Annotated in this window: 19 protein-coding genes; 9 read left to right on the forward strand and 10 right to left on the reverse strand. The window is 69.2% G+C overall.

Features of this window, described 5'->3' with window-relative positions:
- The first annotated feature begins 67 nt into the window (after positions 1 to 67).
- Positions 68 to 3,535 carry a TM0106 family RecB-like putative nuclease gene (locus tag WKC72_RS30295; RefSeq protein WP_370180631.1) on the forward strand — a complete coding sequence of 1,156 codons (3,468 nt, stop codon included), beginning with the start codon at positions 68 to 70 and terminating at the stop codon, positions 3,533 to 3,535.
- Here WKC72_RS30295 and WKC72_RS30300 read toward each other — a convergent pair.
- Together WKC72_RS30300 and WKC72_RS30305 are read right to left on the reverse strand one after the other, a co-directional pair.
- Positions 3,520 to 4,719, reverse strand: a complete 1,200-nt coding sequence (locus WKC72_RS30300) for an amino acid deaminase/aldolase (protein ID WP_370180632.1) — start codon at positions 4,717 to 4,719, stop codon at positions 3,520 to 3,522. The genes WKC72_RS30295 and WKC72_RS30300 overlap by 16 nt on opposite strands.
- A gap of 60 nt (positions 4,720 to 4,779) precedes the next feature.
- Positions 4,780 to 5,424 (reverse strand): TetR/AcrR family transcriptional regulator, encoded by a 645-nt coding sequence (locus WKC72_RS30305; RefSeq protein ID WP_037244456.1) that lies wholly within the window; start codon positions 5,422 to 5,424, stop codon positions 4,780 to 4,782.
- 101 nt (positions 5,425 to 5,525) lie between these two features.
- Here WKC72_RS30305 and WKC72_RS30310 point away from each other — a divergent pair, with 101 nt between their 5' ends.
- Both WKC72_RS30310 and WKC72_RS30315 read left to right on the forward strand, forming a co-directional pair.
- On the forward strand, positions 5,526 to 6,842 hold the full coding sequence (locus WKC72_RS30310) for a D-arabinono-1,4-lactone oxidase (protein WP_037244454.1): 1,317 nt from the start codon (positions 5,526 to 5,528) through the stop codon (positions 6,840 to 6,842).
- Between the two features lie 10 nt (positions 6,843 to 6,852).
- Entirely contained in the window at positions 6,853 to 8,217 is a 1,365-nt protein-coding gene (locus WKC72_RS30315; protein ID WP_037244451.1) for an amidase family protein, read from the forward strand.
- Between the two features lie 27 nt (positions 8,218 to 8,244).
- Here the strand turns inward: WKC72_RS30315 and WKC72_RS30320 are convergent, their stop codons facing one another.
- The 3 genes from WKC72_RS30320 to WKC72_RS30330 form a co-directional block, all read right to left on the reverse strand.
- The gene (locus tag WKC72_RS30320) at positions 8,245 to 9,210 is read right to left on the reverse strand and encodes an adenosine deaminase (RefSeq protein ID WP_370180633.1); all 966 of its coding nucleotides are present in this window, start codon (positions 9,208 to 9,210) and stop codon (positions 8,245 to 8,247) included.
- 26 nt (positions 9,211 to 9,236) lie between these two features.
- Positions 9,237 to 10,433, reverse strand: a complete 1,197-nt coding sequence (locus WKC72_RS30325) for a class I adenylate-forming enzyme family protein (protein ID WP_112302154.1) — start codon at positions 10,431 to 10,433, stop codon at positions 9,237 to 9,239.
- 92 nt (positions 10,434 to 10,525) lie between these two features.
- Positions 10,526 to 11,332: an enoyl-CoA hydratase/isomerase family protein gene (locus WKC72_RS30330; RefSeq protein WP_037244441.1), complete on the reverse strand. Its 807-nt coding sequence runs from the start codon at positions 11,330 to 11,332 to the stop codon at positions 10,526 to 10,528.
- Here WKC72_RS30330 and WKC72_RS30335 point away from each other — a divergent pair.
- Positions 11,331 to 12,737, forward strand: coding sequence for an FAD-binding oxidoreductase (locus tag WKC72_RS30335; RefSeq protein ID WP_370180634.1), 1,407 nt, complete (start codon positions 11,331 to 11,333; stop codon positions 12,735 to 12,737). The two genes, WKC72_RS30330 and WKC72_RS30335, sit on opposite strands and share 2 nt — an antisense overlap.
- Here WKC72_RS30335 and WKC72_RS30340 read toward each other — a convergent pair.
- Both WKC72_RS30340 and WKC72_RS30345 read right to left on the reverse strand, forming a co-directional pair.
- A complete protein-coding gene (locus WKC72_RS30340) occupies positions 12,691 to 14,202 on the reverse strand; it encodes an MFS transporter (protein WP_370180635.1) in 1,512 nt (503 codons plus the stop codon). The genes WKC72_RS30335 and WKC72_RS30340 overlap by 47 nt on opposite strands.
- Before the next feature lie 2 nt (positions 14,203 to 14,204).
- Positions 14,205 to 14,828, reverse strand: coding sequence for a PadR family transcriptional regulator (locus tag WKC72_RS30345; protein WP_370180636.1), 624 nt, complete (start codon positions 14,826 to 14,828; stop codon positions 14,205 to 14,207).
- Between the two features lie 70 nt (positions 14,829 to 14,898).
- On the opposite strand from WKC72_RS30345, the gene WKC72_RS30350 reads away from it, so the two are divergent.
- Together WKC72_RS30350 and WKC72_RS30355 are read left to right on the forward strand one after the other, a co-directional pair.
- On the forward strand, positions 14,899 to 15,621 hold the full coding sequence (locus WKC72_RS30350; protein ID WP_370180637.1) for a GNAT family N-acetyltransferase: 723 nt from the start codon (positions 14,899 to 14,901) through the stop codon (positions 15,619 to 15,621).
- A 30-nt stretch (positions 15,622 to 15,651) separates the two neighbouring features.
- A complete protein-coding gene (locus WKC72_RS30355; protein WP_370180638.1) occupies positions 15,652 to 16,713 on the forward strand; it encodes a glutathione S-transferase family protein in 1,062 nt (353 codons plus the stop codon).
- Here the strand turns inward: WKC72_RS30355 and WKC72_RS30360 are convergent.
- Positions 16,698 to 17,093, reverse strand: coding sequence for a VOC family protein (locus tag WKC72_RS30360; protein ID WP_370180639.1), 396 nt, complete (start codon positions 17,091 to 17,093; stop codon positions 16,698 to 16,700). The two genes, WKC72_RS30355 and WKC72_RS30360, sit on opposite strands and share 16 nt — an antisense overlap.
- Before the next feature lie 4 nt (positions 17,094 to 17,097).
- A complete protein-coding gene (locus tag WKC72_RS30365) occupies positions 17,098 to 17,952 on the reverse strand; it encodes a helix-turn-helix domain-containing protein (RefSeq protein WP_370180640.1) in 855 nt (284 codons plus the stop codon).
- A 99-nt stretch (positions 17,953 to 18,051) separates the two neighbouring features.
- Here WKC72_RS30365 and WKC72_RS30370 point away from each other — a divergent pair, with 99 nt between their 5' ends.
- Positions 18,052 to 18,738, forward strand: a complete 687-nt coding sequence (locus WKC72_RS30370) for a hypothetical protein (protein WP_112302150.1) — start codon at positions 18,052 to 18,054, stop codon at positions 18,736 to 18,738.
- Position 18,739: 1 nt separating this feature from the next.
- Here the strand turns inward: WKC72_RS30370 and WKC72_RS30375 are convergent, their stop codons facing one another.
- Positions 18,740 to 20,125, reverse strand: a complete 1,386-nt coding sequence (locus WKC72_RS30375; protein WP_112302149.1) for a glutamate decarboxylase — start codon at positions 20,123 to 20,125, stop codon at positions 18,740 to 18,742.
- A gap of 128 nt (positions 20,126 to 20,253) precedes the next feature.
- Here WKC72_RS30375 and WKC72_RS30380 point away from each other — a divergent pair, with 128 nt between their 5' ends.
- The gene (locus WKC72_RS30380; protein ID WP_112302255.1) at positions 20,254 to 21,366 is read left to right on the forward strand and encodes an ABC transporter ATP-binding protein; all 1,113 of its coding nucleotides are present in this window, start codon (positions 20,254 to 20,256) and stop codon (positions 21,364 to 21,366) included.
- Positions 21,363 to 22,142: a hypothetical protein gene (locus tag WKC72_RS30385; RefSeq protein WP_370180641.1), complete on the forward strand. Its 780-nt coding sequence runs from the start codon at positions 21,363 to 21,365 to the stop codon at positions 22,140 to 22,142. The genes WKC72_RS30380 and WKC72_RS30385 overlap by 4 nt, the downstream gene beginning before the upstream one ends.
- The last annotated feature ends 42 nt before the right edge of the window (positions 22,143 to 22,184 follow it).

Here is a 22,184-nt window from a genome sequence, read left to right on the forward strand (position 1 = left end):
TGGGCCTGTCGCACCCCGATGGCACAATCGGCCGGGTGAACTCACCGGCAGAACTGGGGACGTAGCTGTGTTCCTCCTCGACGACACCATCGTCTACAGCGCCAGCGACCTCTCCGCGGCCGCCACCTGCGAGTTCGCGTTGCTACGCCGGTTGGACGCCACGCTCGGACTCGCCGGCGCCGGGTCCGCCGCCACGTCCGTCGACGACGACCCGATGCTGCGACGGACCTCGAGCCTGGGCGATGCTCACGAACACCGCCGGCTCGAGCAGTTCCGTGCCGAGTACGGCGACGGGGTGGTCACGATGGACCGTCCCGAGTACACCGCGGTGGGTCTCTTCGACGCGAACCTGGCCACCGTGGAGGCGATCCGCGGCGGCGCCGACGTGGTGTACCAGGGCACGTTCTTCGACGGCCGATTCCTGGGTTTCTGCGATTTCCTCGTCCGCGACGGCGACACGTACGCCGTCTACGACACCAAACTGTCACGGCACGCGAAGGTGTCGGCCCTGCTCCAGCTCGCCGCGTACGCGGAAGCGCTGGCCGACAACGGGATCCCGACGTCCCCGGACGTCCACCTGCTGCTCGGCGACGACAGCGACTCGGCGCACTCGCTCGGCGACATCGTTCCCGTGTACTCTGCGCGACGGTCCTCGCTCGAACGAATTCTCGACGAGCACCGCGACGAGCAGTCCCTCGCGGAGTGGGGCGACCCCCGGTACACGGCGTGCGGCCGGTGCGACACGTGCACCCCGGAGGTGGAGCAGCACCGCGACCTCCTGCTCGTCGCCGGAATGCGCTCGACGCAGCGCAGCCGGCTGATCGCGGCCGGGATCGGCACCCTCGACGCCCTCGCCGCGCACGCGGGCAGTGTCGAGGGACTGCCCGAGCGCACCCTGGAATCGCTTCGCGCGCAGGCCGCCCTGCAGTTGCGGCAGGAGTCCTCGGGGACCCCCGAGTTCCAGGTGTACGCCCCGCAGGCTCTGGGCGGTCTGCCCGAACCGGACGACGGCGACATCTTCTTCGACTTCGAGGGCGACCCGCTCTGGGCCGAGAACGGTTCCACGGACTGGGGTCTCGAATACCTCTTCGGCGTGGTCGAGGGTCCCGCCGACGCCGCCGTGTTCCGGCCGTTCTGGGCACACGACCGCACCGAGGAGCGGCAGGCGCTCGTCGACTTCCTCGACTACGTGAGCGCGCGTCGTCAGCAGTACCCGAACATGCACATCTACCACTACGCCGCGTACGAGAAGTCGGCACTGCTGCGGCTGGCGGGACGGCACGGCGTCGGCGAGGAGACCGTCGACACCCTGTTGCGCGACAACGTCCTCGTCGATCTGTATCCGGTGGTGCGCGGGTGCCTGCGCATCGGCGAACGGTCCTACAGCATCAAGAAACTCGAACCGCTGTACATGCCGGAGCAACCGCGCGACGGCGACGTCACCAACGCCGCGGCGTCGGTGGTCGCGTACGCCGACTACTGCGATCACCGCGACAACGGCCGCGAGGACGAGGCGCGCGCGCTGCTGCAGGGAATCGCCGACTACAACGAGTACGACTGCGATTCCACGCTGCGGCTGCGCGACTGGCTGATCGGGCAGGCGGAGACGCACGGTGTCGCCCTCCGGCCGCCCGGCGACGGGCCCACCGCAGTCACCGAGGAGTGCACCCCCGCGGAGGCGGCGTTGCGCGAGTTCGCCGGGCACGGGCCGAGCGAGCACCGGGGACACGACCAGCAGGCCGCCGCGCTCATGGCGGCGGCGGTCGGCTATCACCGCCGCGAGCGGAAACCGTTCTGGTGGGCGCATTTCGATCGGCTGGTCGTGCCGCACGACGAATTGTCGGACATCCGGGACGTTCTGGTGGTGTCGTCCGCGGTCGTCGAGGAGAACTGGCACAAGAGCAGCCCGCGGCAGCGCAAGCTGCGCCGGCGCCTGCAGCTCACCGGCCGTTTCGGGACAGGGAGCACGGTGGGGCCCAAGACTACGATGTATGCGCTCTACGACACTCCCGCACCCGAGGCGGTCGCGGGCGACAATCCGCAGCAGCGGGGAACGTGCACGGTCAACGTTCTCGACGTCGGGAAGGACGGCCGGCGCCGCGACGTGGTGATCGTCGAGGAACTTCTCAACGGCGAGGAGTACGTGCAACTTCCGACGGCGATCACCCCCGGGCCCCCGATCACGACCGACCGAATCGAATCGTCCATCGCGGTGGCGGCGGACGCCATGTGCTCACCGCTGCCGGAACTCCCGCTGTGCGCGTCGGTGGACATTCTCCGTCGGTCCGACCCTCGCACCCGGAGCGGACATCCGCTCCCACCCGTCGACGGCACGGACTACGCGGGCGCGATCACCGCGGCACTACTCGACCTCGAAGACTCGTACGTCGCGGTGCAGGGACCTCCCGGCACCGGCAAGACGTACACCGGGGCCCGGGTGATCAAGGCGCTCGTCGAGCAGCACCACTGGCGGATCGGCGTGGTCGCACAGTCGCATTCGGTGATCGAGAACATGCTCGGCGGCGTCGTGAAGGCCGGGCTCCCCGCCGAGCTCGTCGCAAAGAAGGACGGGCGGCATCGCGCCGCGACATGGACCGACATCAGCTCCAACGACTACCCCGGCTTCATCGACCAGGCCGAGGAAACGGGCTGCGTGATCGGTGGGACCGCCTGGGATTTCGCAAACACCGACCGCGTGCCGCCCGGCAGCCTCGATCTGCTGGTCATCGACGAGGCCGGGCAGTTCGCTCTCGCCAATACCATCGCGGTGGGCGGTGCGGCACGCAATCTCCTGCTGCTCGGCGACCCCCAGCAGCTTCCGCAGGTCAGCCAGGGCACCCATCCGGAACCGGTGGACGCGTCGGCACTCGGGTGGCTCGCCGAGGGGCACGGGGCGCTGCCCGCGAGCCGGGGTTATTTCCTCGAACGCACGTGGCGGATGCACCCGGAACTGTGCGCACCCGTGTCGACACTGTCCTACGACGGCAAGCTGCGTTCGCAGGAATCGGCGAGTGCCGCACGCCGACTCGACGGCATGGAACCGGGTGTGCACACCGTCTTCGTCGACCACCAGGGCAACGCCACCCAATCCCCCGAGGAATCGCGGGAGGTGGTCAACCGGATCACGAAGCTGCTCGGTTCCGGCTGGACCGACCCCAGCGAGTTCGAGGGCACCCGCCCACTCGACGAGTCCGACATCCTGGTGGTGGCGCCGTACAACGCGCAGGTCGGGTTGATCGAACGCGATCTGGCCGCGGTCGGCCTCGACAAGGTCGAGGTGGGCACGGTCGACAAGTTCCAGGGGCGGGAGGCGGCCGTCGCCATCGTGTCGATGACCGCGTCCGCGATCGAGGACGTGCCGCGCGGCATGTCGTTCCTGCTGTCGCGGAACCGGATGAACGTCGCGGTATCCCGCGGCAAGTGGGCTGCGATCATCATCCGGTCGGAATCGTTGACGCAGTACATGCCGAGCACCCCGGAGGGTCTGACCGAGCTGGGTGCCTTCATGCGGCTCACCGGTCAGCCGAAGCACTGACCTTCGCCGCGGTAAGTGGGCACCACGGTGCGGGAGCCGTCCGACTCGACGAGGTGCACGTCGGTGAACCGCTCGCACAACTCGCCGGCCTTCGCGTGCCGGAACCACACCCGGTCCCCGATGCCGAGATCCGTTGCCGCCTTTCCGGTCACCGGGGTCTGGACCTCCCCGGCGCCCTCGTTGCGCAGTAGCTTCAGCCGCGGCGGCCACACCGGCTTGGGCACGCGAGCGGCCCCGGCGGGACCGGAGGCGATGTAGCCGCCGCCGAACAGCGTCGCGATGCCGGGACTCGGCCGCCGGACCGTCGACAGGGCGAAGTACAGCGACGGGTGCGGGCGGAACGCGCGGTATCCGTCGAACAGCGTCGGGACGTACAGACCGGAACCGGCCGTCACCTCCGTCACGACCGGGTCCGCGGAGCTCACCTCGAGCGAGCCGGTGCCCCCGCTGTTGACGATCTCGAGCACCCCGACCTCCGACTGCACGGCGTTCACCACGGCACCGCGACGGGTCGCGAGTTCTTTCGCGGATGCCCGCTTCATCCAGCCGATCGGCGGACTGGAGTCGGGCAGACCCGCGATCTGCGCTTCGTAGAACATGACGCCGACGACGGCGAACCCCCGCCCCGCGGCACGCTTCGCGAACGCGGCGACGGCGGACGGTTCGCGCAGCGGGGAACGGCGGACCCCGATGTGGACGGGCCCGAGCCGCAGCGAGGCGTCCACGTCGATGCACAGCCGGGCCCGGAGCGACGTGGTGCCTGCCGCGGCGAGAACGAAGTCGAGGTGGTCGTCGCTGTCGACCATCAACGTGATCCGGTTCAGCAGTTCGGGATCGGCCGCGAGTTCGGCGAGGGCGCCGCGGTCGGCCGTCGGGTAGCCCATGAGGATGTCGTCCGCGCCGCGGCGGGCGAGCCAGATCGCCTCGCGCAGCGAATACGCCATGATCCCGCGGAACCCGCCGGCCCCGGTGAGATTCTCCCCGAGGGCGACCTGGAGTACCGCGCGGCAGCGAACGGATTTGCTGGCGACGCGGACGGGGATGCCGCCCGCGCGCAGCACCAGGTCGGCGGCGTTGGCGCGCAGCGTGGTCAGGTCGAGCGCGGCCAACGGCGGGTCGACCTCGGTTGTCGAGGCGATGAGACGGTCGAGCGTGGGCGTCACAGTTCGTCCAATCTTGTCCATCGGTCTGCGACGCCAGTCAACCACCGAGTTGGACGATTGTCCAGATCAAATCGGACCCGCTCAGACCCGCTCGACCGCCTTCGACGCGATCACGTGCACCATGTCGTCCAGCGCCGCGATCATCGCCTCGCTGTCGCGGTCCACCAGCCACCGCAGCACGAGCCCATCCAGGATGGCCAGCCCGAATCGCGCGATCGCCTCGACCGGGGTGGCCCAGCCGACTTCGGCGATGCGGGCGCACTCGGCGAGGAACTCGATCGCCTCCTCGTCCATGGTCCGGTATTGCTGACCGGCGATGTCGCCGGCCCGCTCGCTCCCGGAGGCCCGGTGACGCAACGCCTGCGCGGTGATCTCGTACGTCAGCAACTGGCGGTCCGGGGTGGCCTCGATGATCGGCCACATTCCGCTGATCCCGATGTGGAGGAGCTCGCGCAGACCGTCGATCCCACGGAGGTCCGGCGCGTGCCGCACCTGACCGAACGCCAGCCGCATCGACGCGCTGAGCTGCAGAACAAGACTCTCACCCATCGCCGCGAGGAGCTCCTCCTTGCTCTCGAAGCAGTAGTGCACCACACCGAGCGAGACGCCCGCCTCCTCCGCCACGGCACGCACCGTGACCGACGCGACGCCGCGCTGCTCCGCGATGGCCAGCGCCGACTCGACGAGTTGGGCACGACGTTCATCCGCAGGAAGCCTGTTCAGCATCCTCTGATCGTAGAACCTGCGAGGGCCTCGCCCGTGACCAACACGGACGCCCGACCAACCCGCCATTTGCCTGGACGAGCGTCCAGGTTCATGATGGGCGAATGGCACAGGACACATGGCGCAACTGGGCGGGCACCGAGACGGCGAACCCGCTGCGCTTCGCGACTCCGCGCTCGGTAGAGGAGCTCAGCGCGCTCGTCTGCGGTGCCGCGGAGCACGGGCAGCGGGTCAAGGCCGTGGGGTCGGGCCACTCCTTCACCGGGGTCGCCGTCACCGACGGGATCCTCGTCAGCCTCGACGCCCTCACCGGGATCGAATCCGTCACGCTCGACGAACCGGCGGGCGCCCTCGTCACCGTCCTCGCCGGCACGCGGCTGCACGACCTGAGCGAGCAACTCTGGCACCGTGGCCTGGCGATGATCAACCTCGGCGACATCGACGTGCAGTCCATCGCGGGTGCGCTGTCCACCGGAACACACGGCACCGGAGCGCGTTTCGGAGGTCTCGCCACTCAGGTCCGCGCCCTGCAGGTGGTGCTGGCGGACGGCTCGGTGGCCGACTGCTCCCCCACCGAGAACCCCGAACTGTTCGAGGCGGCACGCCTGGGGCTCGGCGCCGTGGGCATCATCTCGAAGGTCACGATCCAGTGCGTGCCGAACTATGTGATGCACGCCGTCGAGAAGCCCGAGTCACTGGACGCCACCCTCGACCGGCTCGACCACGACCGCACCACGATCGACCACTTCGAGTTCTACTGGTTTCCACACACCCGCCGCGTCCTGACGAAACGCAACACCCGGCTACCCGGTGACACTCCGGCCTCTCCGCTCCACCCGGTGCGCGCCTACGTCGACGACGAACTGCTCGCCAACGTCCTGTTCGAGGGCATCAACAGGGTCGCAGGCCTCGCGCCGAAAGCGATCCCGAAGATCAACCGGCTGTCGTCGCGCATGCTGAGCGCACGCGAGTTCACCGACCGCAGCTACCGCGTCTTCGCGTCGGAGCGCCGGGTCAAGTTCCGGGAGATGGAATACGCGGTTCCCACCGAGGCCCTCCCCGACACTCTCGCGGCGATCGATTCGTGGGTGGAGAAATCCGGTTTCACGGTCGCGTTCCCCGTCGAGGTCCGCTTCGCCGCGGGCGACGACGTGTGGCTGTCGACCGCGAACGGCCGGGACACGGCGTACATCGCGGTGCACCAGTACCATCGCCGCGATCACGAGCCGTACTTCTCCGCGGTCGAGGCCATCGCCCGGGAAGTGAACGGGCGACCGCACTGGGGCAAGCTGCACGGCCGCACCGCCGACGACTTGCGGCCCGCGTATCCGAACTTCGACGAGTTCGTCGCCGTGCGCGACAAGTACGACCCCGAGCGAATGTTCGGCAACGCGTACCTCCAGCAGGTCCTCGGTCGCTAACGTGGGCTAGGTGGCCCCCAGTCGATCTTTCGACCGTCGCGACTTCCTTCGCGCCGCGGGTGCGTCCGGGGCGGCGGCGCTCGGTGCCGTGATGCTCGGCGCGTGCGGGGAACGCCTGCACGATCCGGAGGTTCCGCCGCTTCCCGACGGCCTGTCCGTTCCGGGTGGCGGAGCGGTGTCCGAAACCGTGCCGGTCGACAAGGCGACGTGGCGCGTGCAGGGGGATCCGCTGGTCGCGCCGACCGGTGACGGGCCACTCGCCGGCATGCGACTCGCGGTCACCGACCTGTATGCCGTTGCGGGACAGCAGATCGGTGCGGGCAGCGGACGGCGGCTCGCCGAGGCACCCGTCGAGACGGGGACCGCCGCAGTGGTGGCGCGCCTCCTCGGTCAGGGCGCCCGCGTCGTGGGCCTGGCGCAGACCGACGACCTCGGGTACGGGCATTCCGGCATCAACCAGCAATTCGGCACACCGCCCAACCCCCGCGCCGAGGATTGCCTGCCCGGCGGCGCGACGTCGGGCGCCGCGAGCGCGGTCGCGCAGGGTTCCGCCGACATCGGATTGGGTATCGACACCACCGGTTCCGTCCGCATCCCCGCCTCGTATCAGGGCCTGTACGGCTTCGCGCCGTCCCGGGGCGCCGTCTCCACCGACGGGCTGTTCCCGCTGTCGCCCACATTCGACACCCCGGCGTGGGTCTGCGGCGACCTCGACACCCTCGTCGCGGTCTCCGGCGCGCTTCTCCCGCTCACGGCGGAGACCCCGTTCCGTAGCGCGCTCACCTCGGACGGCATCAACGCCGTCGCCGAGGCGGGAGCGCTCGGCGCGGTGCGGCGCGCCCTCACCGCGTGGGAGAAGAGTTCCCTCCCCCGGCTGACGTGGACCGACACGGACATCGGCCGGCTTCCCGACTGGTACGACGCCGTCGTCGCCGTGCAGGGCTACGAGGCGTGGCGGCTGCACGGCGATTGGGTGAGCGGGGCGATGACGTCGCTCGGCGACGAACCCGGCCGCAATTTCGCCGACGCGAGCCGCATCTGGGAATCCACGTACGGCCGGAAGCTGATCAAGCTCGGCGAGGCGTCGCAGACGATCACCGCGTACGTGGGCGACAGCCTGCTCCTGCTCCCGGCGACCTCGTCCACGGCCCCCGAGCGGACGAGCTACCCGAGCGGTGACCGGTTCCGGAACACGATGCGCGCCACCGGCATGCTCACGTGCCTCGCAACCATCTCCGGCCTGCCCAACGCGACCGTGCCGTTGCGCACCGACGACGGAGTTCCCGTCGGCCTCTGCCTGGTCGGCCCGTACGGCCGCGACCGCGACGTCCTGGCCGTCGTCGCGAGCCTCGGCGACACGGGGCTGATCGACTGACCGCCGGAAAGGCCGGCCGCGAAACCGTCAGCCCCGGAGCAGTTGTGCCTTGCGCGCGTCGCTCGCGAACGACGCCTTGATCGAGTTGCGCGCGAGGGTTTCGCGCTCGGCATCCGTGAGGCCGAGCTGATCCCGCAGCTGGGCGAAGTTGTCGTCGACGTACCCGCCGAAGTACGCGGGGTCGTCGGAGTTCACGGTGACGAGCAGACCCGCCTCCAGCATGGTCCGCAGCGGGTGCTCGGACAGCGAGTCGACGACGCACAGTCGCACGTTCGACAGCGGGCACACGGTCAGCGGCACTTCCTCGTCCACCAGACGCGCCACGAGTGCCGGGTCCTCGAGCGCCCGCACCCCGTGGTCGATGCGCTCGGCGCCGAGGAGGTCGAGCGCCTGCCAGACGTACTCCGGCGGGCCTTCCTCCCCTGCGTGGGCGACCACGTGCAGTCCCTCCGACCGGGCGCGGGCGAACACGTCCTCGAACAGCGACGGCGGGTTTCCCACCTCGGCCGAGTCCAACCCGAGCCCGACGATCGGCGTCTGCAATCGGATGATCTCCGAGAACACCTCCTCCGCCTCGTGCACGGGACGGTCTCGCAGGATCGCGGCGATCGCGGCACTGCTGAGGCCGAACTCCCGCTCACTGGTTGCCACCGCGTCCATGATCCCGTCGAGCACCTCGTGCAGCGGGACACCACGATTGATGTGGGCCTGCGGGTTGAAGAAGAACTCCACGTGCGCGACACCGCCCGCCGACGCCCGCGCGAAATAGGCACGGGTGAGGTCCGCGAAATCCTGCGCCGTCCGCAGCACCTGCATGTTGGCGAAGTACAGGTCGAGAAACGATTGCAGATCGGTGAACTCGTACCGCGATCGGAGATCGTCGAGGTCCGCGTACGGCAGCTGCACGGAATTCCGTTCGGCCAGCGCGAAGATCAGCTCGGGTTCGAGGGAACCCTCGATGTGCATGTGCAGCTCGGCGACGGGAGAGCTCACGGGTGGATACCTGCCTTTCGCACCACCTAGGCAGCGGTGTCGCGGTCGACGATACGGACGAAGCCGTCGCCGTCGATATTCGCGGTGTCGCCGGTGTGAAACCAGCCACCCGTGAAGGTCTTCGCGGTGACCTCGGGCCGATTCCAGTAGCCGCGACTGACTCCCGGACCGCGACACAGCAATTCGCCGACACCGCGGCCGGCGTCGGGACCGAGGAGGGCCACCTCCATCCCGCCGAACGCGACGCCCACGCTGCCCGCGTGTGTCAAAGCGCACTCGTCGGGTAGCGCCAGGCCCGCCCCGCACGTCTCGGTCATCCCCCACCCGAGGAAGTGCCTGGCCGCAGGAAACGTCCGCCGGAGGAGTTGTGACTGCTCCAGGGACAGGCCGGAGCCGCTGTAGTCGATCCAGCGCACCGCCCGCCGGCCGAAACTCGTCACCCGCGAGTTCTCCACGGCCCGCAGGAGGACGGCGGGCGCCGCGGTGAGCACGTCGGCGCCGGTGCCGCGCCACGACGCCGCGTCGGTGCTCCCGGTCAACAGGACCGTTCCGCCCACCACCAGCGTCGAGAGCAATTCGACGAGCGAACCCACGGTATGCAGTTCGGGTTCGACGAGCAGATTCCGCAGTCCCTCGGAGCTGAACCCGCGCGCGTGGAGCACGGATTCGATGGTCGAGAGGACGTTCTCGTTGCTCAGCTCCACGCCCTTCGGGGACTCCGACGGTCCGGGCGTGTACGACAGCAGCACCAGCTCGTCGGGGCTCGCGCCGTCGTCGATGAACGAGATTCCTTCCGGCAGTTCGCCGTCGAGGATCAGCACCGACTCGCTGTCGGCGAGCACCTCGCCGGTCCGCGCGTCGTCGAGTGCCGGGCTCACCCCGACCGGAACGCCGCCGGCCAGCAACACCCCGAGGAAGGCCTCGACCCAGCGGACCCCCATGGGCTGCCGGACGGCGACCCGGTCGCCGATCTCGACGCCCTTCGACTTCAGCCCGCCGGCCACCCGCGCCGCGGACGTCCACAGTTGCGAGAACGTGAGCGACCGGCCACCGTCCTCCTCGACGGCGACCCGGCCCGCGTAGCGGTGTACCGAGATGTCGAGCAGCTCGGTGAGCGACGGGTTGAGCCCGCCGTACCGGAGCAGGCCGTCGCGACCACGGACCACCCGGTCGTCGTGGAAGAAGGGACCACTACTCGGGTACTCGACGAGGGACGACGGCATCTGCACCTCCGCTGACGACACTGCTGCGCGACCGGGACGTTGCCACGACTATATGACGCCCGTCACAGTTGCGGGGAGCGGATCGCCGACGCCTACTGTCCGCGGTACGTCGCCTTGCCCGGTCCGACGTCGAGGAAGCTGCGGACCGCACCCCGGAGGTCTTCGGTCTCGAACAGCGCACCCGACACGTCGGGCGTGATCGAGTCGGCGTGCGCGATTCCACCCGACCGCCACGCGGAGATGATCTGCTTCGTGGCGTCGTGTGCGCGCGTCGGCCCGTCCGCCAGGCGTGCGACGAGGGCGCGTGCCTCCGCGTCGACATCCTCGTGGACGGCGTTGACCACACCCCAGTCGCGCAGCGTCGCGGCGTCGTACAGGTCGCCGGTCATTACCAGCTCCCGGGCGCGGCCGGACCCCGCCCGCTCGGCCAGCCGCTGCGGACCGCCCATCGACGGGGTCAGCCCCACCACGGTCTCGACCAGTCCGAACTTCGCCTTCGGTGCGGCGAGGATGATGTCGCAGGCGAGCGCGATCTCGAAGGCCGCGGTCAGCGTCAGTCCGTGCGCCGAGTACACGACAGGGCACGGCAGCGCCTCGAGCGGATGGCAGATCTCGGCGAACAGCTCCTGCCACAGATCCGCGCCCTGTTCCGCGGTGAGCCCGTCGAACACGTGGACGTCCACCCCCGCGGAGACCACCTTGCCCTCGGCGCGCAGCAGCACCGCGCGCGGCGGATTCTCGGCGAGCGCCGCGACGTCGGCCTGCACGGCGTCGAACATCGCCTGATCGAAGAGGTTCAGCGCGCCGTGGGCGAACGTCAGGATCGCGATCTCGGCGCCGGCGTCGGTACGGACACGCTCGAGTCGGGTGGGATGCGCCGCAGCGGCAGGCTCAGTCATGCCGCCAGACTGCCACACGCGTTCCGCCTACGATCGGGGTGTGGACTCGCTGCGCGCGGCGCTGGCCGACGCCGTCGGAGAACGGTTCGTGACCGTGGACGCGGACGTGCTCGCAGCCCGCGCCACCGACCACACGGGACGCTACAGCGGGCGGGCGAGCGCACTCGCCCGGCCCGCGGATGCCGCGGAAGTCTCGGCCGTGCTGGGCATCTGCCGCCGAGCGGGTGTGAAGGTCACCGTGCAGGGTGGCCGGACCGGACTCGAAGCGGGCACGGTTCCCGAGTACGACGACGTGCTGCTGTCGACGGAACGGCTGACCGCGGTCGGCGCCGTCGACCGCGAGAACCTGCGTGTCACCGTCGGCGCCGGGGTCACCCTCGCGACGCTCCGGCACGCCGCGTCCGACGCGGGACTGCTGTTCGGCGTCGACATCGCCTCCCGCGATACCGCGACGATCGGCGGCATGGTGTCGACCAATGCCGGTGGGCTGCACACCGTGCGGTACGGCCACATGTCCGCGCAGGTGCTGGGCCTGGAGGTGGTGCTCCCCGACGGGGCGATCGTGCGGCGCAGCATGCGGGTGGGCGCCGAGAACTGCGGATACGATCTGCCCGCGCTGTGGGTCGGCAGCGAGGGCACTCTCGGCGTGGTCACGACCGTCGATCTCGCGCTCCGCCCCGTATCGGAGTTCCGCGTGACGGCCCTCGCCGGCTTCACACAACTGCCCGGGTTGATCGACGCGGCTCGCGTCGTCCGGCGGCTCGAGGGGGTGGACGCCGTGGAGATGCTCGACGGCCGCGGGCTCGAATTGGCCTCCTCGCGGCTGGGTTTCGCAGTTCCCACGGGCCTACCGTGGTATCTCCTCGTCGAGCTGGCCGGCCACCGCGACCTCACCGACGAGCTGGCGGAGGCGCTGGAGCAGTGCGCTCCCGACGACGAACCCGCCGTCGGGATCGATCCCGCAGGCCGCGCCCGGGTGTGGTCGGCGCGGGACGCGTTCGCGGACGTGGTCGGACTGTTCGGACCCCCGCTGAAGTTCGACGCCGCCCTCCCGCTGGACACCCTCGCCGCATTCGTCGCCGACGCGGTCGCAATGGTGACGAGCCGGGAACCCGACGCGATCCCGGTGTTCTTCGGGCACGTCGCCGACGGCAACGTCCACCTCAACGTCCTGCGCTGCCCCGACGAGTCCGTGCTGTACCGGCCGGTCACGGAACTGATCCGCGATCACGGCGGCAACATCGCCTCCGAGCACGGCGTCGGCGCACACAAGCGCAACTATCTGGACCTCGCCCTCAGCCGCGAGGACATCACCGCGATGTGGACGATCAAGCAGGCGTTGGATCCCGCGGACTACCTCAACCCTGCAGTGATGTTTCCCGACTGGCTGCGTCGCCCGCACTGACTCCGGGCTTCTTCTCGCGCAACGGTCGCGCGAAGCACACCGAGGCGACGAACCCGACAAGCAGGACGGCGGCGGGCAGCCAGATCGACTGCGACATCGCCGTCGCGAACGGTTCCTTCACGAACTCGGGCATCTCCCCCACACCGGCCTCCTGGCTGTCGGCGTTCAGTCCCTGCGCGGACAGGCGGGCCGTGATGAGTGCGCCGATCGCGGCGCTGCCGAGCACGGCGCCGACCTGGCGGGTGGTGTTGTAGACGCCTGCTCCGGCGCCCGCCTGATGGGGTGGAAGGTTGTGCGTGGCCGTGGCGGCGAGCGGCGACCAGATACACGCGTTGGCGAGGCCGATCAGTCCGATGGGCAGCAGCAGCTTCCAGATCGCCACGTCCGGTGACATGACCATGGACAGCCAGCCGAGTGCGACCGAGAACAGCAGGAATCCGGCGCCCGCGATGTACCGCGGGTGGGTGCGGTCCACGAGCTTGCCGATGAACGGAGCGAACACGCCGGTGAGGACGGCCATGGGCACGAGCAGCAGGGCCGACCGTGTGGGCGACAGACCCCGCACCGCCTGAGTGTAGAACATCAGCGGCAGGACCATCGCGGTGATCGCGAATCCCATCGAGGTGATCGCCACGTTGGCGAGCGAGAAGTTGCGGTCCTTGAACAGGCCCAGCGGCAGGAGCGGCTCGTTCTTGTTCCAGGACTGGTACCAGACGAAGACACCGAGCAGGACGAGGCCGGCGCCGATCGATGCCAGCACGGTCTCCGACCAGTCGTAGGAGCTGCCTTCCTGGATTCCGAACACGAGGAAGAACATGCCGAGCGCGCTGAGGACCACCCCGGGGATGTCGAACTTGTGCTCGTGGGTCTCGAGCGACGGCACCAGTCGCCAGGCCAGCACGAACGCGATCACGCCGACGGGGACGTTGACGATGAAGATCCACTCCCAGCCGAGATTGTCCACGAGCACACCGCCCGCGAGCGGTCCCACCAGGGTGGCGACCCCGGCGACGGCGCCCCACAGACCCATCGCGGTGCCGCGGCGGTCCGGCGGGAACGTGCGGGTGATGACGGCCATCGTCTGCGGCGTCATCAGTGCGGCGCCCAGTCCTTGGAAGACCCGGGCGACGATGAGCATGGTGATGGTGCCGGACAGTCCGCACCACAGCGACGCCCCGGTGAACAGGACGAGCCCGATCAGGTAGATGTTCTTGGGCCCGAACCGATCACCGAGGCGACCGGTGACCAGCAGCGGCACCGCGTACGCCAGCAGGTACGCGCTGGTGACCCAGACGACCTTGTTGATGTCGGTGTGCAGGTCGTTCATGATCGCCGGGTTGGCCACCGCGACGATGGTGCTGTCGACGAGGATCATGAAGAAGCCGATGACGAGGGCCCACAGCGCCGGCCAGGGATTTCGGTGCTCGGGTGGCGACGTGGGTGGTGCGGTGCGCTCGGTGTCCATCATCAATCCTTTGCTGAACCGGATGGGATCCGGCGTGAGTGTGTGAGTCGTTCGAGAAGTTCCGGCGAAAGCCACGGGAGGGCTCCGGAGTCGATGTCGGCCACCAGGGCGCTGAGCCATTCGTGCTCCGCGCGGGCGACGGTGACGAGAAATTCGTTGCCGAGGAGGAAGATCCTGGGGGTCTCGGTGGAACAGGCGAGGGCGGCGGCGGCCTCGAGTTCGTCGATCTCGCGGGTGAGGTGATCGAGCCGTTCCCGGAGCAGTTCCACGACGGTGGGCGCGTCGACGTTGTGCGCCTCCGCCAGCGCGAGGGGAAACTGCGGGTACTCGTGCACCGGGGTGGCGAGCATGTCGCTCACCCGTTGGACGAGCGCTTCCCGACCCGCATCCGTGACCTCGTACATGGTGCGTTCGGGCCGGTTTCCCGCCCGGTCGGTACCGGTGGTGCGCACCAGTCCTTCACCTTCGAGCCTGCTCACGGTGTGGTACAGCGACCCCGGCCGGATCTTCACGACGCGTCCACGCCGGACGGCGGCGAGTTGGTACATCTCGTACGGATGCATCGTCCGCTCACACAGCAGACCGAGGATGGTGACACCGAGCGGCGTGAGTGCCACGGTCACCACCTCCACTACTCCAAGTCGAATACTCCACGTGGAATATACCGTCCGGGTTGACGGGGAACAAGCGGTTACCGTGGGTCCCGTGGACTCCCATCACCTCGACATCATTCGACTCGCCTGGTCACGCGAACTGGGATTGCCCGACGACGCACTGTCCACCCGGCCGGACGCCGACGACCGCGCGGTCCGGGTGGACGACGACACGGACACGATCCGATTCCTGCGCCTGGGCGAGACGTCCGCGCTCGTCGGCCCGCGGTGGGCGATCGAGCGTGCCGACGGGCACACATCGGGGGAACTGACCGAATCCGCGACCCTGCTCGCCCTCACCCAGGATCGGTCCGGACGGTGCGCCGGTCCCGTGGTGCTCGCGTTCGGCACCGACTACCAGGAACCCGCGACCGGGCAGCCACCGCTCGTCTCCCACGAACACGACCACGTCCGGCAGGTCGAGGAGGCGTGTCCCCCGGACGACGTCACCGAGGCCCATCTGGGTGACCGCGACCGATGGTTCACGATTCTCGACGACGCGGAGCAACCGGTCAGCTCCGCCGGGTACGCCGAGTTCCAGGGTTTCCTCGCCGATGTCGGTGTCCTGACCGCTCCGGCGTTCCGGCGCCGGGGGCTGGGCGCCGCGGTCGCCGGGATCGCCACCGACGACGCACTCGACAGCGGCCTGATCGCCCAATGCCGTTCACCCCGCGACAATCTGGCCTCGCGCGCGCTCGCTGCCCGAGCCGGGTACCGGGAACTGGGAACGTATGCCGCGGTCACGATCTCCCGAAGTACGCTCTGAGAGACATCGAAAGACGGGGACGAGTCGACCATGACAGACCGAACGGCAGAACCGCACAGCACGGAAGGCGCCTACGTCGAATCCGGCGCCGAGTTCACGCGCGACACCCACTACATCCCCACCCGCATCACGGCCGACGGCCGTGACGGCTATCCGGTCGAACCGGGCCGCTACCGCCTCGTCGCCGCCCGGGCGTGCCCGTGGGCCAACCGCGCGATCATCGTCCGGCGACTGCTCGGACTCGAGGACGTGTTGTCGATGGGGCTGTGCGGCCCCACCCACGACAAGCGCAGCTGGACTTTCGATCTCGATCCGGACGGGCTCGACCCCGTGCTGAAGATCCCGCGCCTGCAGGACGCGTACTTCGCACGTTTCCCGGACTACCCCCGCGGCATCACCGTGCCCGCGATCGTCGACGTCCCGACCGGGCAGGTGGTCACCAACGACTACCCGCAGATCACCCTCGATCTGTCCTCGGAATGGACGCGATACCACCGCGAGGGCGCGCCCGACCTCTACCCCGAGCCGCTGCGCGACGAGATCGACGAGGTCGCCGATCTCGTGTTCCGCGACGTCAACAACGGGGTGTACCGGTGCGGCTTCGCCGGGTCCCAGGAGGCGTACGAATCCGCGTACGACCGCCTGTTCGCCCGCCTCGACTGGCTCGAGGACCGTCTGGCCGACCGCAGGTTCCTCGTCGGCGACACGATCACCGAGGCCGACGTGCGACTGTTCACCACCCTGGCCCGGTTCGACGCGGTCTATCACGGACACTTCAAGTGCAATCGGAACAAACTCGACGAGATGCCCGTGCTGTGGAGCTACGCCCGCGATCTCTTCCAGACACCCGGGTTCGGCGACACCATCGACTTCACCCAGATCAAGCAGCACTACTACATCGTGCACACCGACATCAATCCCACCCGGATCGTGCCGAAGGGTCCCGACCTGTCCGGCTGGCTCGAGCCGCACGGGCGTGAACAACTCGGCGGCAGGCCGTTCGGGGACGGCACGCCGCCACCTCCGCCGAGGCCCGGCGAGGAGGTTCGGCCGGGCACGGGGCGTGATCGGGCGGTCTACGCGCCGGTGTAGGTGCCGAAACTCCAGAACACACCCTCGGGGTCGCGGCAGGTGAAGCCGCGCGATCCGTAGTCCTCGTTCCGCAGTCCGCGGACGATCGTGGCACCGGCGGCCACGGCGCGCTCGTGGAGCGCGTCGGGGTCGTCGACGACGAGGTACACCGAGCCCGTCCCCGGCGGCAGGTCGCTGATGACCGAGTCCTCGCTGGGCGAACCGAGCATGATCCCGCCGCCCTTCGGCCAGCCGAGTTCTGCGTGATCGACCCGGTCGCCCTCGCCGTACACCGCGTTCTCGGCGAACCCGAAGGCGTCGACGAGGAAGCGAATCGCGGCGCGCGCGTCGCGGTAGACGAGCGTGGGCCATACACATGTGGTGTGCGTCGAAGTAGTCATGTCCTCACTCTGCGCCGTCGTCGTGGTAGGGGTCTTGGACGAATGAGAACGGGTCGATCTCGCGCCACCGCGACGGTGCGACGCCCGCGAGGTCGCGCCAGTCCCGCGCCATGTGGGCCTGGTCGTAGTACCCGCACACCACGGACACGTCGGCGAGCGTCGCCCCGGCGGCACCCTTGAGCATCCGGTGCGAACGATGAAACCGGGACAACCGCACCACGTCCTTGGGCGTCACGCCGTACTCCGCGACGAACTTGTTCACCAGATGCCTTCGGCTCCAGCCGACCTCGCGCGCGACCTCGCCGACCCGGATACCGCCGTCGGCGACGAGCAGATGCCAGGCGCGGGTGAGGTGCGGGTCGATCTCCGCCGGCTCCGCGCGGCGCGTCAGGACCTCGTTGAGGATCGCGAACCGCTCGTCCCAGCCGGGTTCGCGCGACAGCCGTTCGGTCAGTTCCCCCGCGTCGGGACCGAGCAGTTCCTCGAGTCCGACGACCCAGGCGCCGAGGGCGGCGGTGGGCACCCCCAGCAGCGACCGGGCGCCGAGGGGACTGAGCGCCAGCTGGACGCCGTGCTGGTTGCCGTCGTGCCGGATCGTTACCGGCGCCGTCGCGATGCCGCTGGCCAGAGTGTCGAAACGACCGGGCGCCTGCTCGGGCGTCGCCTGGGCGGCGATGTCGAGCGGCTCGTCGATCGTCACGATCACCGTGAGGCACGGCGACGGCAGACCGAGGTGGATCCCGGGCTCGAATCCGGCCAGCCGGTAGCCGTCGTATCCCGTGACCAGCGCGCGCAACGGTTCCGCCGGGCGCCGGGAGGCCCCGGACGACACCGCGGTATCGCTGTCTGCGACGCTCACGAAACCAGCCTAGGCAACGGCGCCGACACCGGCCACAGCGTTCACTCACATACAGTCGGTGCCAGCACACTCGAAGCACACGGCGAGACGGGAGCCCCGATGGCTGGCAATGGTGGACCGGTGGAGAAGGTACTGGTCTCGGTCCTCGACAACGGAAGCCGTCTCCAGGCTCCCGCGGTGGCCAAGTACGTCGAATGGGTCCGGCGCTCGCACCCCGGTGAGTCGCCCGCACAGATCGTCGAGCGGATGGAGAAGATGTTCCTTCTGGCCGTGACGGGCAGCGGCAGCGCAGTCGGGGCCACCGCCGCCATTCCAGGGGTCGGGACCGTCGCGTCCATCGCCGCGGTGGGCGCCGAATCGGCGTTCTTCCTGGAAGCGGCGGCGCTGCTCACTCTCGCGGTCGCGTCGGTGCACGGCATCTCCGCCGCCGACCACCAGCAGCGGCGTGCGCTGGTCCTGTCGGTGGCGCTCGGCGAATCGGGCATGGAGATCGTCCAGAAGGCGACGGGCGTGACGGCGAAGAACTGGGCGAGCGCCATCACGAGCCGCATCCCCGGCCCCACCATGAAGGGCATGAACAGCACCCTGGTCCGCAAGTTCATCACCAAGTACGCCGCCCGCCGCAGCGCGCTGATCCTCGGCAAACTCGTGCCCGCAGGCATCGGCGCGGCCATCGGCGGCGCAGGCAACCGGGCCATCGGCAAGGGCGTCGTCAAGAACGCGCGCGAAGCGTTCGGGCCCGCCCCGGCCCACTGGCCGGACGAACTCCGCGCGATCGAAGCGTGACCTAGTGGGCGAAGTGCTGTTCCGTCGAACGCCCGCCACCCTTCTCGCGGAGTTCGGCGCACACTTCCTCAATCGCCTCGGCGACGAGGGATCCGAGATCGGCGCTGAAGCCCTCGCGTACGACGATGCGCAGGACCGCCACGTCCTCCGCATCGGCGGGCATCGTGTAGGCGGGCACCTGCCACCCCCGCGCCCGCAATTCGTGTGACACGTCGAAGACCGTGAACCCGGGGTCGCCGGCGAGTTCGAACGCCACCACCGGAATGTCGGTGCCGTCCGTGATCAGGGTGAAGCCGTCGATCTCGGCGATGCGTCTGCCCACGCGAACTGCGGTGTCGCGCAGCGTCTCCATGATCGACCGGTAGCCGGCCCGCCCGAGTCGCAGGAAGTTGTAGTACTGACCCACCACCTGATTGCCGGGCCGCGAGAAGTTCAGGGTGAACGTCGGCATGTCGCCGCCCAGGTAGTTGACCCGGAACACCAGCCCCTCGGGAAGATGCTCACGGTCACGCCACACCACGAACCCGATCCCCGGATACGTCAACCCGTACTTGTGACCACTCACGTTGATCGAGGCCACGCGCGGAACCCGGAAGTCCCACAACAACTCCGGTTGCAGGAAGGGAACGACGAAGCCACCGCTCGCCGCGTCCACGTGGATCGGGACGTCCGGGCCGCCGGACGCGGCGAGTTCGTCGAGAGCGTCCGCGATCGCGGCCACCGGCTCGAGCTCCCCCGTATAGGTGGTGCCCACGATCACGACCGCTCCGATCGTGTTCTCGTCGACCGCCTCCCGCACCTGCTCCGGCGTGATGACGTAGCGGCCCTTCTCCATCGGCAGGTACTTCGGCTCCACGTCGAAGTAGCGGCAGAACTTCTCCCACACCACCTGGACGTTGCTGCCGAGTACCAGATTCGGTCGCGCAGTGTCCTTCCCGGCCGCCTCCCGCTTCGCCCGCCACAGCCACTTGAGCGCGAGACCACCGAGCATGACCGCCTCGCTCGAACCGATCGTCGAGACGCCGGTGGCGCTGGACGGGTCGGTGGTCGACAGGTCGGGAGCGTGGAACAGATCGGCCACCATCGACACGCAGCGGGACTCGATCGCCGCGGTCGCGGGATACTCGTCCTTGTCGATCATGTTCTTGTCGAACGTCTCGGCCATCAGTTTGTCGGCCTCGGGATCCATCCACGTGGTGACGAACGTGGCCAGATTCAGCCGCGAACTGCCGTCGAGCATCAACTCGTCGTGGATGAACCGATAGGCGGCCTCGGGATCGGTTTCCTCGTCCGGCAGCCGCAGCGCCGGAAACGGATCGATCGAGAGGCGCCCCGTGTACGCGGGGGAAATGACGTCGCGATGGTGATGGTGGTGGTGCTTGCTCATGTGCGTCCCCAATCAAGTGGTTTCAGCATGCGCCGTCGCAGACGCCCTGTACGTCAGTTGGTGAATCTCGGCACGGCAGCCCAGTAGGGTCGAAACAGTTCCATTCGATTGTGGCAGGGGAGGACGGGTTGACCACACCAATCCCGGGAAGTTTCACGGCGCCGATCGAGGTGCGGGGGCTGTCGAAGCGTTTCAAGAACGTGGACGCGGTCACGGACCTCAGCTTCACCGTGCCGCAGGGATCGATCACCGGATTCCTCGGGCCCAACGGGTCGGGTAAAACCACGACATTGCGGATGATCCTCGGTCTCGTGAAGCCGACGGCCGGCACCTCCACGGTCGCCGGTGTCCCGATCCGCCTCCTCGTCGACCCCGCGCGCACGATCGGTGCCGTCCTGGACTCGCAGAGCCTGCACCCCAACCGGACGGCACTCGACCACCTGAAGGTGTACGCGTCCGCGATCCGTGTACCGGACGCACGCGCACAACAGGTGCTCGCGCTCGTCGGGCTCGAGGACGTTGCCGGGCGCAAGGCGGGCGGCTTCTCACTCGGCATGCGTCAGCGGCTGTCGCTGGCGACGGCGCTGCTGGGCGATCCGCGCATCCTGATCCTCGACGAACCGGCCAACGGACTCGACCCCGAGGGCATCGCCTGGCTCCGCGAGTTCCTCAAGGGCTTCGCCGCATCCGGCCGGACCGTGCTGATCTCGAGCCACATCCTCCGCGAAGTGGAGCAGACCGTCGACAATCTCGTGATCGTCAGCCGCGGGTCCCTCGTCTATCAGGGACGGATGGAGGAGCTGCGCAAGTCGCAGCAGAGCCGGCTGCTGGTCGCGTCCTCGAGCCCGCCCGCGCTGGCGACCGCCCTGGCCGCCAGGGGCATCGTCGATGCCCGGTCGCTCGTGGACGGGCGCCTCGCCGTCGTCGGCGCGTCCCTCGAACTCGTCGAGTCCGTCGCCGCCGAAGCCGGGGTCACGATTTTCGGCGCCGCCGGTGATCACATCGACCTCGAGCAACTCTTCCTGTCGATGACCGCAGGCCAGTACGTGGCCGGCGCGAGCGCCGCGGCGCCCGCGGGGTACGGCCCACCGCCGGCGTACGCGCCCCAGCCCGGGTACGCACCTCCCGGGTACGCCCCGCAGCCGGGTTACGGTCCGCCTCCCGGGTACGCCCCGCCACCGGGCTACGGTCCACCACCCGCACACCCCCAGCACGGTCCGATGTCCGGAGGTCCGCGATGACAGCGTTGCTCACCGCGGAATTCCGCAAGGTCACCACACTGCGCTTCTGGTGGATGCTCGGTCTCGCACCACTGATCGTCGGGATGTTCTCGAGCGCGATCACCCTGCCGGTGATGCGTGCGTTCACCGACGCGTTCGAGGCCGATCCGAGCGAGGCCAACCTCGCCGCCACCCTGTTCGGCCTGGCGGTCGCGGTTGCCCTCGTCGTCCTGTTCGCCGCACTCTTCGGGGCGGTGAACGTGGGCACGGAATTCCGGTACAAGACGCTCACCACCACATTCCTCACCGCTCGCGGCCGGGACGGGGTGATCGGCACCAAGCTCGCCGTCACCGCGGCCTTCGGCTTCTTCTACTGCCTCGTGGTGGAGGTGGTCAGCGTCGCCCTGCTGCTGACGTTCGGCGGTGACACCTTCGAACTGCGCGGATCCCTGTTCGCCACGCTCGGGGCGGCCCTGATCTGCGGGGCGCTGTGGGCGCTCATCGGCGGCGGCGTGTCGATGCTCACCGGCTCGTCCGTCGGAAGCTGCATCGCCCTCGTGGTCTGGTACACCCTCGGCGAGATGATCCTCCGGTCGATCCTCAGCGGGATCGGCATCGGCTCCGTCGGAAGTGTCCTCCCCGTGTCCGCCACCCTCGGGACGGTCGCGAACGCGGCCGCGGGCAACGAGATCGACTGGCTGACGCTCTGGCCCACCGCGCCCCTCGCCCTGATCGTGTGGACCGCGGTCTTCGTCGGTGGCGGCTGGGCGCTCACCCGGCAGCGCGACATCACCTGACACCGCGCCGGGTGCCGCTCCTGTCGGTACCCGGCGCTAACG

Source organism: Rhodococcus wratislaviensis (genome assembly GCF_041228765.1).
In the GTDB taxonomy this organism is placed as follows: domain Bacteria; phylum Actinomycetota; class Actinomycetes; order Mycobacteriales; family Mycobacteriaceae; genus Rhodococcus_F; species Rhodococcus_F wratislaviensis.

Bases quoted from the DNA above. Each gene is read 5' to 3' on its own strand.
- WKC72_RS30340 (WP_370180635.1), bottom strand. From the start codon at position 14,202: ATGGACACCGAGCGCACCGCACCACCCACGTCGCCACCCGAGCACCGA.
- WKC72_RS30330 (WP_037244441.1), bottom strand. From the start codon at position 11,332: ATGACTGAGCCTGCCGCTGCGGCGCATCCCACCCGACTCGAGCGTGTC.
- WKC72_RS30360 (WP_370180639.1), bottom strand. From the start codon at position 17,093: ATGACTACTTCGACGCACACCACATGTGTATGGCCCACGCTCGTCTAC.
- WKC72_RS30385 (WP_370180641.1), top strand. From the start codon at position 21,363: ATGACAGCGTTGCTCACCGCGGAATTCCGCAAGGTCACCACACTGCGC.
- WKC72_RS30305 (WP_037244456.1), bottom strand. From the start codon at position 5,424: ATGCTGAACAGGCTTCCTGCGGATGAACGTCGTGCCCAACTCGTCGAG.
- WKC72_RS30370 (WP_112302150.1), top strand. From the start codon at position 18,052: ATGGCTGGCAATGGTGGACCGGTGGAGAAGGTACTGGTCTCGGTCCTC.
- WKC72_RS30355 (WP_370180638.1), top strand. From the start codon at position 15,652: ATGACAGACCGAACGGCAGAACCGCACAGCACGGAAGGCGCCTACGTC.
- WKC72_RS30300 (WP_370180632.1), bottom strand. From the start codon at position 4,719: ATGGACAAGATTGGACGAACTGTGACGCCCACGCTCGACCGTCTCATC.
- WKC72_RS30325 (WP_112302154.1), bottom strand. From the start codon at position 10,433: ATGCCGTCGTCCCTCGTCGAGTACCCGAGTAGTGGTCCCTTCTTCCAC.
- WKC72_RS30375 (WP_112302149.1), bottom strand. From the start codon at position 20,125: ATGAGCAAGCACCACCACCATCACCATCGCGACGTCATTTCCCCCGCG.
- WKC72_RS30310 (WP_037244454.1), top strand. From the start codon at position 5,526: ATGGCACAGGACACATGGCGCAACTGGGCGGGCACCGAGACGGCGAAC.
- WKC72_RS30335 (WP_370180634.1), top strand. From the start codon at position 11,331: ATGCCGCCAGACTGCCACACGCGTTCCGCCTACGATCGGGGTGTGGAC.